The 15,895-nt window shown below is 37.9% G+C and carries 7 protein-coding genes; 1 reads left to right on the forward strand and 6 read right to left on the reverse strand.

From position 1 onward, the window contains the following. Positions 1-127: 127 nt before the first annotated feature. From IQ282_RS11265 to pelF, 5 genes are read right to left on the reverse strand one after another with little or no spacing between them, the layout of a single operon-like run. Positions 128-4,147, reverse strand: coding sequence for a DUF2194 domain-containing protein (locus IQ282_RS11265; protein ID WP_194851978.1), 4,020 nt, complete (start codon positions 4,145-4,147; stop codon positions 128-130). Further along, complete coding sequence (locus tag IQ282_RS11270; protein WP_194851979.1) at positions 4,144-6,165, reverse strand: hypothetical protein; 2,022 nt, start codon at positions 6,163-6,165, stop codon at positions 4,144-4,146. The genes IQ282_RS11265 and IQ282_RS11270 overlap by 4 nt, the downstream gene beginning before the upstream one ends. Further along, entirely contained in the window at positions 6,162-6,944 is a 783-nt protein-coding gene (locus tag IQ282_RS11275) for an endo alpha-1,4 polygalactosaminidase (protein ID WP_194851980.1), read from the reverse strand. Before IQ282_RS11275 ends, IQ282_RS11270 begins: the two co-directional genes overlap by 4 nt. Positions 6,945-6,954: 10 nt before the next feature. Then, on the reverse strand, positions 6,955-8,568 hold the full coding sequence (locus tag IQ282_RS11280; protein WP_194851981.1) for a hypothetical protein: 1,614 nt from the start codon (positions 8,566-8,568) through the stop codon (positions 6,955-6,957). Beyond that, entirely contained in the window at positions 8,565-10,079 is a 1,515-nt protein-coding gene (gene pelF / locus IQ282_RS11285) for a GT4 family glycosyltransferase PelF (RefSeq protein ID WP_194851982.1), read from the reverse strand. The genes IQ282_RS11280 and pelF overlap by 4 nt, the downstream gene beginning before the upstream one ends. 320 nt (positions 10,080-10,399) lie before the next feature. Between pelF and IQ282_RS11290 the strand changes: the two genes are divergently transcribed. Further along, positions 10,400-11,368, forward strand: a complete 969-nt coding sequence (locus IQ282_RS11290) for an aldo/keto reductase (protein WP_194851983.1) — start codon at positions 10,400-10,402, stop codon at positions 11,366-11,368. A 791-nt stretch (positions 11,369-12,159) separates the two neighbouring features. Here the strand turns inward: IQ282_RS11290 and IQ282_RS11295 are convergent. Then, the gene (locus IQ282_RS11295) at positions 12,160-15,759 is read right to left on the reverse strand and encodes a ShlB/FhaC/HecB family hemolysin secretion/activation protein (RefSeq protein ID WP_194851984.1); all 3,600 of its coding nucleotides are present in this window, start codon (positions 15,757-15,759) and stop codon (positions 12,160-12,162) included. Positions 15,760-15,895: the final 136 nt, after the last annotated feature.

Consider the following 15,895-nt stretch of genomic DNA (forward strand, 5'->3'; position numbering starts at 1 on the left):
CGAAAATATTAAATCAGATAAAATCACTAATTCTGATTTTGGATGTAAATCCAATCATAATGATCTAGGTAGAAATAAGGGGGAATAAGCGTAATCGTTTACCCAAGACTTCATCATCTTACTCAAATCAATCCTTCAAATAATATTTCAATCCTAAACTAAAGCTGTTGCTATAGAAGTTTTTCAGTGTGTAGAATTCTGCTCCTGCTTTGATCGTAAAGTAATCGCTCACGGGATAGGACAATGAGCCACCATATCTTTGGAAACTGTCAGAGAAGGTATCTAAAAACGCTGCTGCACTCAAGTCCGCCTGTACTTTAGTTTTGAGATTATTGTATTTATAAGAAATACCTCCACCACCGTAAAAACGTTCCTTTATAGTCCAGTATGGGAATCCACTGCGTTGATCTGTATTTCCTAACATTCCCGCAGTTTCTACAAAGGGTGTAAATGTAGAGCTGGTACTTGCTTTTAGATTGTAACCTAGTTTTGTGAGCAGTAATCCATCAATAGCGCCATCTGTATAGTAGTTTCCCTCTAATGTCGCCACAAGGTTAAAGTTATTTCTTAACTGCAGTTCTTCATACACTGATATCTGGCCACGGTAAATATTGAGCGCATAGGATGGTCCTGTAATCGCCGGTTTAAAACTGGCTTGAACACTACTGTATAAACTGTCGATCGATATGGAAGCACCAGCATCCAGTTCATAAAATAGGGTCTCATCATTCAAGGCATATTCCACTGTTCCGGCAACCGTATAATTGAATTTCTTAGGAAGCTCCTTAGTAGCAAACCCGTATCTGGCACCTATCAGCTGGAAATCAAGATTGGCTGGATCGCTTTCGTTTACCGCAATAGAGTAAGCAGCAGTTTGTGTAATGCCATAAAAATGTTTGTTGCCTTTTGAGTCTGTCGTTCCATAGAGAATTTGATTGTTCAAACCTGTAGGAGTGAGCCTGTCGGTAATCATGTTACTTTGTGATTCAATAGTATCCGCATTTTGCAAGCGTACTTCCTTCACTAGCAATTCTCTGGTTTTAGGGTCCAGATCTGAAGCATATTTATCTAGAATAATAACTTTTTCTTCTGGGGTAGCATAAATAACAGCCAGATTCAATCGTTTCAACACGTCTACTTTATCGATTGCATTTAATTGCTGAGTCAGTGCAAAAGCCTTTTCATAATTGGATTGCGCTAGATAGGTTTCAATCATGAGTTTTATAGCGGCCGTATCTTCTGGGTGTGTCGCATTGTAGGCTAGAAATTCTTGTTCTAATTTTTTATAATCACCTAATTCATAATACCACTGCAAAACATCAGTTTGAGGAATTTCAATAGAACATTTTGACCATTCTAATGCCTTCCTGTAAGCGCCTATGTTTGAAAATGCATAAGCAATATCAGCACTGGATGCTGTCAAATCAACATCTTCACAAGGAGTTTTATAAGCAAGTTCTCTCAATGCCCTTTGTGGATTATTAGCAAGTAAATAATTTACATAAGCTGGATAATCGCTACTTTTTAGAAATTCAAATTCGCCAGTTTGAATACGCCATTCCACGATATTAGATGCTGCTATAGTGCTGCATTTTGACCAATTTAGGGCTTTTTGATACAAATCTTTATCCGCATAGGACCAGGCAATACGATCAGCAATAGGAGTTAGATCTGCATCGGTACAAGCTGCTTGGCTGCTTAGATAATTATGTGCTTTGGTAACATCATTGTCCATCAAATAATTGAGCAACGTCCGTTTTACACTTGGATCGTTTTCAGTAAATAGTTGTAGAATCGCCTTATCTGGAGTCAATCCTTTAATGATTTCTTCAGCAAAATAATTTGCATAATCCTCCTGTAATTTCTCATCATCAGGATAAAGTTTCATTTGCCGCTCCATCCATGTTTTACGAATGTAGAGATAAGGATAATCACTATTTTGAGTCAGCTTTCGCGAAAGCGAAATCAATTGATCATCATTGGTTATTTGATACCTTTTTTCAAGAAACGACCATATTGCATATTCTTTATTTTGCCATCCCAAATAAGTTTTCAATGCGAGCCAGTCCTCTTCTTTATAGCTGTTGCTGGTAGAAATCTTATTTTTTAGAAGTTCCACTACCTTATCTAAATCGCCATTTGCGACATGATAGGCAATTTCTTCATTGATATTATCAAAAATCAATATCCCGCTTTTATAATCAGCAAATTCTTTTAGCAACTTTTCTTTAATACCGCCTAAGCTTTTTGAAACAGAATTTTTAGATAATTGAAAAGCCAACTTTGATTTAGGAGATTTCAACGTGTATAAAAACCCGTCAACGATGGAAGTTCTGGTGAATTTAATTTCTTGTTCTTCCAACTGTTTCTCAAAAGATGGGACGTTTTTGTTTTTAATATAAGTCATCCAGAACTCCTGATCAGACCAATTACTTTTCACCTGAATTTCTTCTCTCGAGGAATCAAAATCAACCCTAGATTTACGCCAGGCTTTAGTAATCTCAACGGCATCTTGAGTAGTTTTATAAGTGAGTGATGGATACTGGACACGGGTTTTAATCAAATATTTTTCAAATCTACCCAGCAAGCCTAAAGATCCATCTGCCGAATTTCTCCAGCCATATCCTTCTTTATTTCGGAATTCATAACTACCTCTACTTGCCGTATTCTCTCCTTGCGGAATTTGATAAACATCGTCAGGATGCAAAAAGTGATTCCAGATTCCAGTATAAAGGAACGTGGATTGATGGACAAATACAGCAACATCGTCTAAGGTAAATCCACTGGTCAACCTAGGGAAATCATAGAAATAATCATTATAGGGTTCAGGGTCAAACTCCCGGGCGCCGCCATCTTCAAATTCACCCATATAAAGACTGCTCATGATACGCAGTGAAGGCATGCCTATGGTCAAAGCATCGATTCCAGCATGGTCGATGTCATTTGAGGGCGGTACATAAGTAACTGGAAGCTCTCCAAAGTTTGAAGCCATCCATTTCTTTTCTGCACTGCGCAAGGCGATTTCCATGACCTCTTGATCGGGCCATTCTTTTATTAGTAGGGATTGATGGTTGTACCCATGAAAACCCAACTCATGTTTTTCCTTGAGTACAGATTCCATAAGAAGATCTGTTGCGCTTCTTTTGTTCCCGTTTCTATTTATTACGGTAGCGTCCCATTCTGGAAAAAGAAACGGAGGTTGTTTTTTACCACGGTAATCAAATGCTGGTACAGCTGTATATTTGAGTTGGTATTTAGTAGCTAGTTTGATCATATCAGGCCACCAGACATCTTGATAGAAAGCTGATTGTGATAGGTCCAATTCCGTCTTAATCGGTTCTAAAAAGCTGGGATAAAGAGGTGCTGGGAAATCATCTAGAAATACCGTTCCTACATTAACAATGGGGTAAGGAACGAATTCCAGCCCATTCAAAATGGAAGCGAAATACAAACCTCGATCTTGCTTCTCTGCACCTTGATAGGTATTGAAACTGATCACTTGTCCCTTGTGAATTTTATGCCTGATAATGACCGGAAATTTGGGATCGTTAACAGCCGTGGCCAGCACATCTATGGTAGGCAGAAAGTTCTCTGCCTGTAATCCAAAGTGCTGTATGTAATTGTCATAAGGTGTATTTTTTATTGCGGGAATCAACTCCTCCTTAAAAATATAACTGCGAGCGGTTGTATTTACTGAAAAACTAGAATTGCGTTTTACACCGCTTAAGAAGCCAAAGTTATCATCCTCAGACATATTCATAAAAACCAAAGTATTCCCACGAGCCACAAAAGTGATGATGCTATCCATCGCTATCTCACTAATTCCCTTCCCGTTTTTTAGAATCAGAACTTTAGTAGTTTCAGGGATTTCTGGGGCTCTATTAAATTCCCCCAATCGCAATTGCTGGTAAGGTATTTTAGTATAGTTGATGGTTTTCCTAATCTGATCATTGTAATTTTTGCTTTCGCTGTCGTTTGAATCTAGCAGGTAACTTACAAGAGGTCTTTTGCTGTCCCTGTCGTATTCAATTCTAGTGACATCTAGAACCTCTTTATCTGAAGCACAACTTAATGTGAAAAGTATGAACATCAAATACATCAACGCACTAGCCTTACTATGATATGAAGCTTTTATAGAACGGATCATATCAGTAAGTCTTTAACTTTAGTAGCATTGGGTTCGTTCACAATCTCGTAAACCGTAATTCGAGGCGTTTTATAATAAATGTTTATTTCTCGGCCTCGTTCTCTCAGAACGTTGATGATGTGGGAAGCTTTAATTTGGTCTTGGGTTTTAAGATCATTCTGTTTATTTGCAGAAGAAACACGATCATACATAAAAACAAAAGTGCTTTGTGGTAATACAACTTCTGGGTTTGACTTTAAGTAGAAGTGATCATCTTTGTAGGTTTGATATTGCTTATCCTTATCTAAGTATTCTTCATTAAAGGTATCGTAGTCCAAAAAGAAATGCTTCAACTTACTCAATTTAGCATTTTTGCTATTGTGAACTACCACATATGAAAACGGAGATAGATCAGAATTCATCTGGTCATAAACCTTTACAATGTCAGAATTCACCGGATTCTTTTTAGGGTAGTCTGTTAATGTATTTCCAGTAGTTAGTACTAAAACGAGTATGGTCGCTCCAGCTGCCACAACTAGTTTTGCATTAAAACTAAGCGGATCTGTCTTGGTAAAATATGCACCGGATATATAAATAGTGTAAACCCATCCAGCAATCAGCATGGGTACAAAAATGGAAAGCAGCTGGTTGAGCACGTCCTGATCTATAAAAAACAGCTCGAAGGATGGAAGTAAAAAGAATATGAACATCAATAGCGAGAGTATATTCAAGCCCTTATAACTTCGATTTTTTAAGTACGCAAAACTTGTTGCCAGTACGAGCAAACCAGAGGCAATCTGATATATTAAAATCAGATCTGACACAGGCACTATTAATTGAGGGGCATAAGTATAGGTGCTAATTTGATAAAGGTTCGTTTTTAGGTAATACACTAATGAATATTGCTGGACGACAGCAGCGATTCCTAAAATTACGAGAGCAATCGCAATCGCACTCAAATAAGAGAAGATAGACATCGTGACCCTTTCCTTGTTACATTTCCAGTTATGTAAAGATGTGATCAGGATAACTACCGGTAGAAAAAAGATACCTACAAATAGATTTGTGAACAGTACAGCTAGAGCGAGTACAAAGAGAGTGATAAAATGATGTTTCGATTTTGCAGGAAGTTCTGCAGGATCGACTAAATAAACTAGGAAGGGAAGTGCCAGAGACATCGCCAAAAAAACAGATTTAGGCTGCGTCATTAAATTAATATCTAACGGTAATAATATGTAAAGGAACATAAAACTCAAAGCAGCTACAATTCCTGATGCGATCGTATCGCGCATTAATTTGTTGACGCTCCAGAAAATGGAAACGGTCAATAATGCGGTCTCAATCAAACCGAATGATGTGATCGCCACAGCATCTGTAATTCCGGTAATATCACTGTAAAAATTAATGACCGCTACGTGGCCCATCATGACGCCGTCATTGAAAAACCAGTGTTGAAGGGTAATATCCTTCATGTTTTGCAGGTCTGCATACCACAAATCGCTAAGCAAATAGGTGTCAAACAGGAAAAAATAGTATCGAGATCCCATGGCTAGCAAGGCAAGAAACACAGCAATCAGCGATTGATACTGTAAGCCTTTATTTTGGAACCTATTTTCCACAGAAACATTCGAATTGATGGCTCTTTTATTCTGCTTGTTGAAATTTTTAGCTCCGATAATGCGCTGGCCATATTCCACACTTTTAATGGTATAGAGGATACTGCGCCTCCTGATTTTAGCCAATTGCCGTTGCAATGGTTTGCTAAAGTTGAGATTCATGAAACGCAATAGAGACAACGCCATGAATATGATGATGATGATAAAAAGATCGTAAGAGTCTATCTGTGTTAAAAACAAGGAAGCCAGCACCAGTGCAGTTATCAGTAAAGAACATCTTAAAATGAAATAATCCAGCCCGCGCCGTTTAGAAACCTTTCTAGAAGAAATTATATTGATATAATACGCAAGCGCCAGGAATAGGAACAACCTAATAGGTCCCCAGATCATGGAAGGCGTATAAAATAACTCTACATTTTTCACTTAAATACGGGTGGTTTTTGAAGGTCAATCTGACCTATGAATACAGGAAAATCAGTTTTAGAAAGGCGCTTTTCAATAGCAACCTTCATTTTTTTCGTTTTGGCATATTCGATCAGTAGAAAAGGAACATCGGTAGCTTTTCTTGCGGTGTCGATTTCTGTTAAACGATCTTCAAAACCTTTTTTGGTGCGCAAACGATACGTGTCATTTGTGAAATTATAATCACTAGCAACACTTTCCACCGCTACAATATCAATGTATGGACTCGTTTCCTTCAATATGAGCAACCCAGCATTTTGCATAAGTACGCTTTCGCGAAAGCGGGATTTCACATCTTGTAAAAAACTGAGAAGAGCCTCCTTTTTTTCGGGAGTAGGTCCCCAGATGGTGTAGTTATCAATATTATCCAGGAATATTCCATCAAAACCTTTAACAGCTAGGTGTTCCTCAATTAACGACATTAAAGATTCCCTAGTTTTAGGTGCGCTGATGTCCAAAACGTAACTGTTCCAAATATCATTTTTCGCTAGAGTTTCGGTTTTAATAGCAGCATAGTGGGAGGCAACCGCGCTAACTTCTCCCAAGCTTATGTAGGCAAGAACTTTTTTATTTTGTGATTTGAGAACGCTTACATCTGCCGCAGTAAATAAAATAGGTTCTACCACCACATAATCTAGCCCGCTGATCTCTTGCGGGTAAAAATCTCCATAACAAAATAGGGCAGACTGCTGTGCAGTAAGCGCTGTGCGACATGATGTGAACGCTGCTAAAAGAATCATTAGAATAATATTAATAGGCCGCATAATAGTAATAATCAAGTTTATTGAAAAAACGCCGAGTTATAATCGTAGTTAAAATAGCAAACAATAAGGAGCCTACAAGCATTCCTACTACTGCATATTCATAAGAAATCAATCGACTTAATACGGCACCTACCACAAGGTTCACTGCTGTGACCACCGTAATGACTAGCACCGGCCGTTTGTTCCTATTGAGGGTATAAAGGTAAAGTACGTTAAGCATGCCCAAGGTCAGAAAAAAGTATCCCACACCACCTACCGCACATACCCAAAGACTTAAATCAGAAAGCTGGTCTGCAAATGCTGCCTCATAGCCCCACGATTGAGTAATTAGTAAATATAACAAGACGGCACTTGCGATACCACTAGCAAAAAAGATGCCCAGCTGATTAAAATAATGCCTTGACATCTTCTTATTAAATAGTGGTGCATTTAGGAATGATGTTGTTCTCTGGTGGAAATCAAGAAAGCGGGAAAATGCAGATATATTATATTCTAATACTCCTGCCAATAAAAAGAAGATAATGATGGCGAGATCCATCCCTATCTCATAATCAGATTCATAATAAACGACATACGGTAACTCCCTACCTGTATGGCTAGACCATGCGACCAGCCGGTCCATAAATACAAATATGTAGATTAAAGTACCGTAGAAAAAGTAATTGATATTGCGATAGATTGCCAGTGTGAACTTAGGCGTCTTGTTTGCAAACCCTTTTTCAGAACGTATCAATTTTTTAAAAAAAAGATAGAGGTAAAGCAGTGCTATAAGTGCGCTTACCATAATTCCTATCCAGTGAATTATATACACATGCAGGTTGCTGTAAAAAAACAAAGATAATGAGAGCAAGGTTCCAGCGAGTATGGAAACAGAGATCATCCAGCGCTGTTTGATGGTATATAAAGGTGCTATTGCGAGAAGTAAAAACCCGATGAGCAGTGCATAAACGAATACTATAGCTATAAATAAAAATGGGTATAATCTGATAAATGAATTGATCACGGCGATTATCAGAAATACTACAAATAAGGACCTTACCCCAATGCGTAACAATTGTTTTATGGCATAATAGGTCATGGGATAATCCTGGTTGTACCAATAAAAGGAAACTTGCTTTCCTACTACTTGAACCAGACCACCGGTTCCTACTAGTCCTAAAATGACACCAAAAACAACAGCGGTACTCTGTAGGTCATTAAAGCCTACAAATGTCCAGAGCGAAAAGCCAAAAAAGATGATGGCAGCAATTTGAATAACAACAGGAAATAAGTGAAAAATCCCGGTGCTATAATCCTTTACGAATAAACCCGCCCTACCTGTGATGTAGCTGTTGATGGAAATGCGATCGTAGCTTTTTTTATCGGCGATTTGTTGATTCTTGTTCTTGAGTTGGTAGTATTCTGGGGTGCTAAGTTTTGTAAAAATATAGTCGGCAATGGCTGTGATAGATTCAAAACCATAGTCTGTGACGATATCTATGTCACGTATTCCCATGGATTCAATGGTTGCTACTACCACACGCATATTCACGGGCTTGCCGTTGCGGGCTTTTACCGTAGTAATTAATTGTTCCAGCGCAATCTTGTGGTTTTCCATCATTCTATCGATGACTTAATGGATTCCCGCGGCAATGCATGTATTTCCTGGTAAACAGTTTCATATTCCGCTATGAATTTATCAACGGTAAAGTTTTCCAGAATACGCTTTCTTCCATGATCACTCATTTTTTTACGCAAGGGCTCATCCGTTAATAATCTAATGACAGCTTCACCGATCTCTTGTGCATCTTTAGGTTTACATAAAAATCCAGAATCGGGATCGAGCGCTTCTTTTACACCACCTACATCTGTCGCTACGACAGGAACACCGCTAGCCATAGATTCTATAACAGTATACGGAAAACCTTCAGAAATGGATGTTAGGATGGATATATCACCTTCGGCAAACAATAAATGTGCATTCTCCCTAGAGCCCATTATTTTAAAGTTTTCCTTCAGACCTAACTCTGCAATTAGGTTCAGGCATTCTGTGGTGTATTCAGGTACCGCTTTATCATCACCATAAACGAGGTATTGAACGTTGGGAACTTCCTTTTTTGCGATAGCGCAACTTTGGATCATCGTAAGGATATCCTTGAGTTCAAATATTCTGGCAAGAGCCACTACTGTGGGTATCTTTTTCAGAGGTTCTGGTTTGGGTCGTGGCGTGAATTGGTCCGGATCTATACCATTGTAGATCACTTGAATCTTAGCAGGATCTGCACCGTACCACTCTTCCCATTTGCGGTTGAAATTATTGACTGAAATAATGCGATCTGCCTTATAATAGCTCAATCGGGCAATAGCTTCCGAAAATTTAATCAATAGGTTTTTAAGGAAAAATGGAAATTCAGAATTATTCAATGCCAGCAATCGCTCCCTAATAAAAACGCCGTGTTCTGTCAAGACAATTTTAGAACCATATTTATAGTGCGCTATCAAGGCAGGAATTATAGGAAACCCGCTAATGGTAACGTGGCAAATGTCCACTTTGGGAACGTCCACAATCGCTAGTGGGATCAAAAATCTATACATCCACCGCATCCCTATCGTCATATCCAGCATAGTGGCAGCTGGGTTGCGTTCTGGAACAATTTCAGACTCGATAATCTTACGGTACATCTCCCATACCAAGACATTACGCATGGTTTCCTTAAAATCATAATCCTCAAAAAACAACCACATCTTTTTAAAAATCTGGTCAAGCTTATCTAGATCTTGTTGATCGCTGTAAATAAAACGCAACAATTTCTTAAAGGAAGGAAGGAACCCGCGTTTTATGGCGCGAGTGGTAGTCCACTCCTTTTTGCCTACCGTTTTGTAATACTGTTCACCATAACTTATGTAGTCATAGGGCTCATCAGGCGTCCACAAAGGCACTTGAATAACCTCTTTTATGCTTTCTGGTAATGTATATTTAGGAACCGTTTCATACGCGGCATTGACAGAATATAATGTGAAGTCAACCCCTCGGGTCTCGCTGCATAAAATCTGTGCCCATGTAGAAACACCGCCACCATTAAATGGGTAGGTTCCTTCCGTCACAAGCATCACTTTGAGGTTTTTAGACATGGATTTAAAGATAGGGTGAGGATCCAGTTTTTAAATTTTTACAAGCTGCAATGGTACGGATTCTTTGTCAATATATAAATTAATAATTATACGACAGATAGCGGTGACAGCCCCTTTTTGTAGCAGTTTTAATTTAGTTGGTGGCAGTACAAAGCACTATTGATAAAATTCTATTCAGATATAAAATGGGTATTTCGCTTTCGCGAAAGCGAACTTGCCATCAATCTTAAGATCATCAAGAAGCCTAAAATAATGTCAAAATTAATTCACAGCAGTCCAGGCGTTACATTGTAGCCTAATTTAGTGTAAAAATAGAAAAGATGAAGACGCGTCAAATAGGAACTACAGATTTGAGAATGCCACCTATCGCTTTTGGCTGTAATGTGCTGGGATGGACGATGGATGAGAAAGAATCGTTTGAAGTCCTCGATAAATTGTTTGAAATGGGGTTCAATTACATGGATACTGCCGATGTTTATTCCAGATGGATTGACGATCATGAAGGTGGTGAAAGTGAGCGCGTGCTAGGAAAGTGGATGAAATCTCGTGGTTTGAGAGATAAGATCATTGTAGCAACTAAAGTAGGAATGGACGTGGGTCAGGGTTCTATCGACCTATCTAAAAGCCACATTAAAAAACAAATTGATGCCAGTTTAAAAAATCTGCAAACCGATTATGTTGATTTTTATTTCTCTCATAAATATGATGAAAGCACTCCGGTTGCAGAAACGCTAGAAACATACGCCCAATTACAAAAAGAAGGGAAATTACGCCATATCGCAGCTTCTAATTTCCCGATGGAAAAATTTAAAGAATCTGTGGAGTATTCGAAAGAACATAGTTTGCCTTCCTATCAAATCTACCAGCCAGAATATAGCCTTTTAAACCGCATCGATTTTGAAAAGGAGTATCAGGAATACGTAATGAAAAACGATATTTCTATCACTAATTACTGGGCACTTGCAAATGGTTTTTTAACTGGAAAATACGAGTCAAAGGAAGATATAAAAGGAACTTCAAGAGCAAATAACCTAGAGCAATATTTTACAGAACGTGGCGAGCGTATTTTACATTCCCTGAAAATCATAAGTGAACAAACCGGTATCTCGCAAGCAGGTGTAACCATTGCATGGACGATGGCGCAACCTGGGATCACCGCACCTATTGTAAGTGCAACTAAAAAGTCCCAACTCAAGGCATTTGAAGAAGCAGTGCAAACTGAATTGTCAGAGGATCAAATCACCGTTCTTAATAATGCTAGTATCAAACACGAGGAAGACGATATTTAAACCCGTACAATTTCAAAAGCAAAACCACGCCTGGAGGCGTGGTTTCTTATTTATTGATTTAACGATTGATCGTAACGGGTTACGATATGCGAGCGCCTTATTTCTTAGGAGCTTGCTTTGCAGTTTTAGCAGCAGCTTTAGGCTGTGGCTTTGACTGAGGCTTAGCAGGCGCAGCCTGCTTTTTTTGCTGTTGTGCCATGGTATATGACTTTAAGATTAGCATACTAAAGGTAGACAGATTTGATATTAGAACGAATTCTCATTAGCGATAATTTAACTAGAACCTTTATTCCAAATTTGACAGATCAAAAGTCTAAGTAATTATATACCAGCCGAATAAAATGTCGAAATATGATCAAATGAGAAGTCAAAGTAATTAATTATAAAGTTTTGTAGCGATGTGCAAACATTCTCAAAGGATCATTTAAGATATGTAAGTTCACCCAATAGGCACGGTATTCAAATTTTGCCAGTTTCAAAAAATGATTTTCTATACAGGCGATCAAGTTGAGAATACATAAACATCAGTTTTATAATCTCAAACCTATTTTATTTCTTGAATATCTAAGATGATGAAGCTTCACAAAAAAAACTGATTCGGTAAATGGTTTTAGGAAGGTTTGAAATAAACAGCTGTTCACTAGAAGAAATCTAGTAACCTAAAATTTCTGAAGATTCAAAATAAAAAAGAACCCTATTATATTTAGGACACCTCTAAATTCAAAACAGAAACAAAAAAAAGCCTGAAGATTCCTTCAGGCTTTCTAAGCTCTTAAATAATCTTAATTGGGTTAGAACCTAAAGCCAGCGGTAAACAGGATCCTGCTATCCTCATCACTCACATAGTATCCTACGTTTGCAGTGATGGCCTTGAATCCATTGATAAATATGGAACCACCATAACTGTTATGCCACTTATCAGAATTATCATTATCATTCCAAACTCTTCCATAATCAAATCCAGCGGTAACTCCTATACGAATAGGAACAAACGCAGTTCTGAACTGTGTAATACCTACACGCAGATCTGTAGACTGGTAAAACGAAGTTTGACCCAAGAACCTTTCATTTCTAAAACCTCTCAGGCTTTCATTTCCACCTACGGTTGCAGCGTGATAAAACTCATAACTATCGCCTATGATAAAGTTGGCTTGAGCTTTTGTAGCGATAGCTGCCGCTCCACTTTCATGTATCGGGTAGATAAAAGAAAGTGTAGGTTGTACATAGGAAAACTCGTTATTGAAACCATCCTCAATATTGCGTTTGTATCCAGCAATAAGTCCAGCCTCCATCCCACGACGTGGATAGCTTATCAGACCTTGTTTATTATTATAATTCAAACCTACCTCACCACCAGCATATAATTGTCTTTCAAATACACCAGATGCAGGCGTAAAGAACTGCTGTGCAAATCCATTATTTTCATCATCCACTTCATTAGACTCTAATCGTGCAGAAATATGAGCGGTAAAATCATCGTATTTCTTATACTGCAGAGAAGGCTCGATATGCCATTGTTGAATCTTAGTACGGTTGAAATCCATGTCAACAGCATCGTCATCGTAAACCGTTTCGTTTCCTATCCCAAAAAAGTTAGTTGCATAGTTATCTGTGGTGTACCTCGCATCAAAACCTAGATTCCAGTTGTAAAAGACATGAGCAAACTCTCCGTAATATTCCAATTCAATACCCTGCGTGGCAGAATAGTATTTGGCTGCAAATTTATGTTGGGTTGTAAATGGATTGCGTTTCAAACGATACGTAGTGTACGTATCAGAAACACCTACTTTAAAACCAGCATCAGGATCAAAGCCTACACTAGGAAGAATGACATTGTTAGAATAAATGCGCTTCTGTGGATCGTAGTTATTGATGTCATAGGAATCTGATAAAAACGTGCTAACGGGAGTTTTAAAGGTATTTTTTTTAGAAGCATAATCATACACTTTGACGTTTCTTCTATTTTGAATATCGTAAATATCATTCTCCTCACCACCAAAGATTTTCAACTTGATGTAGTTATTTCCATCACCGGTAACGTTGATAGAATCATCACCATCAAGTCCATATACCCATACTTCCTTAGTCAAATCCTTTGAATAGGTGTTTTTAAATAGGATGGTATCATTTTGCTTTACGGTAATATTCGTAACACCGTCTTTCTCTCTTAAAATATCAATGGTATTGTCCTTTGTAGTGGCTACAATGATTTCATACTTCTTAAAGTACTCAAAATAATTCTTCGCAATATCTACGAGATTCTCCCGGCGTAACTTTAGAACTTCTTTAATCTTATCAGTATCCTCATCAGTAGTATCAGGTAATAAGTTTGCGAAAGCATTGTCAATCACATCATCCGTTAAGTTTTGTTGAATAAACTCTGCCTGGTTTTTCCAGTCACTCCAGTCGGCTCGATTGATAAAGCTCTTATCTAAATAAAAACCAGCGTTATTGAATGTTTTTATGTTTTTTATTTCGGGCGCATAGGACTGCATATTCCTAGCAAGCGGTGCTCCTAACTTCAGGATAGCAGGAAATACTCCATCGTACTTAGGAAAGGCTTGATCACGATCTCTAGGTATAGGAGTGTACAAATTAGTACCATCTTTCTGTTCTTTCATCGCCCAACGCCATTGATCTGCATGACGGTCCCAGTCACCTATCAACATATCAAACAGACGCGCCTTTAGATATTCTGCTTCATCAACCCGTGCATTCGGATCGTTTCTAAGTTCAATAAATAAATCTGAAGTACTAATAATATCGTCCGGATCACCGAATATTTTTAGATCTATATTCTCGTCGCCTACGTGCTCTTCAATCATGTAAAGCTTATCGCCATAACTTCCATTAAATCTTCCTAAACGCTCTTGCTTAGGTAGGTAAACTACTTTAGGAGTAGCGTGAAGTAAATTAACAGCGTCCATTAAATCATTAACTGCAAACTGCGCGTACGGATGAGAAGTTGTATAGAAATCCTGTACAATATCTTCTGCAACTGTATTTCTAGCATATTCTAAGACATAATGGTCATCAATAGAAGACTGGATAAAGCGCACCGCACTTTTACGCAACTCTCTAACGGTAAATTCATTTTCATTGTCATCTATCAAACGCAAGCTTCTGGATTGATTTCCACCACCTTCGGTAATAGCTCTAACATTAAATGGAAGACTGTCTAAAAACAATACGGGAGCAGTTATCTGCTTTCCATAAGCATCTCTATAATGCTCACCCCAAAACCACTTATAAATCCCAGATTTGTCCGTCTCCTCTTTAGTATAGACAGAGGCTTCATAAGTTGGTCCAAAATCGTCGTTCTTATAATATTCAAAATCATTTGGACTCGCTTTTTTCAACTTTATAGGCGTTGTGAAAATTAGGTTTGCCTTTCCATTTTCAACTGTATAAATTTCTACTTCAGAACTACCGTCTTTAAATACATTAAGTTTAGAAAAACCATTTTCATCACTTGCATATTTTACCTTGTTAGAATTGTCTCTCGTTTTTTGAGTAGCAGCAGTGGCACCACTCATGATTTGCGGTATCCCATCATCCATCATAAACTGAAGGTTTCTATGGTTTCCAGAAACAAAAATGACATCTTCAAATCGACTAGCAATTGTTTCTAGTCTACCCGTTAAATACTGCATCTCATTGCTGAAATAAGCTTGGTTGGAAAAACCACCCAAACGTTCAAAAAAACCACGTCTGTTTGCACTTAAAATAGGGTGATGAATGGCAACTATGATAGTTTTGTTCTGTTCATCTTTAAGTTCATCTGCAAATTCAATGAAAAACTGTTCTCTAGTTTTAATCTCGCACTTACTGTTCATGTAAGGATGCTTGTCCCAATCTTCTAAATACCATTGAGAGTCAACCATGAGGAGTTCCACTTCATCACTTAAAGTTTCCCGCTCCAGCGGACACCCGTCATTTGGCCAAAATTTTGCAGTACTATTATCTTGTAAAAATGATTCAAGATCATCAAGATTATTTTGTCCACCGCTGTTCCATTCATTCTTTCCAGGAACTAAAATAACCTCACCGTTAAAATCTTTTAGTGGATCCAGTAAACTAGAAGTAAGCAGCCTTTCCTCTGCTGCGCGTTTTTGATCCTTTTTAGGGTAACCATTGGGACTGGTATTATTTCCTACCGACAGGAATACGGCTTTATTGTCTTTTTTTGATTGCTCAACAATGATTTTTAGAATTTCATCAGACTTGCTATTTTTTCGTTCTCCTATGTTTGAAGTGATGTAAACACTTTTGGAAATCTCTTTTTTCTCTTGGGCGTTAGACTTTACACTTACAAACATTAAGGTTACTAAAAGCGTGAAAGAGATGAGGTTACGAAATGAATTTTTCAGTGCAGGGTATTTTAAAGGCATGTAATTTTGTTATTTGATAAACAAGCAAAACTCCTAAAATAAACTGAATTGGGCTACAGAATTAACGTTTTACAGTGTCAATTTTAGGAAGTGCTCATAAAATAAATTTGTTTTTTATCAGTAGTAAGTCCTATTC

Origin of the sequence: Nonlabens antarcticus (assembly GCF_015356755.1) — a bacterium.
Classification (GTDB): domain Bacteria; phylum Bacteroidota; class Bacteroidia; order Flavobacteriales; family Flavobacteriaceae; genus Nonlabens; species Nonlabens antarcticus.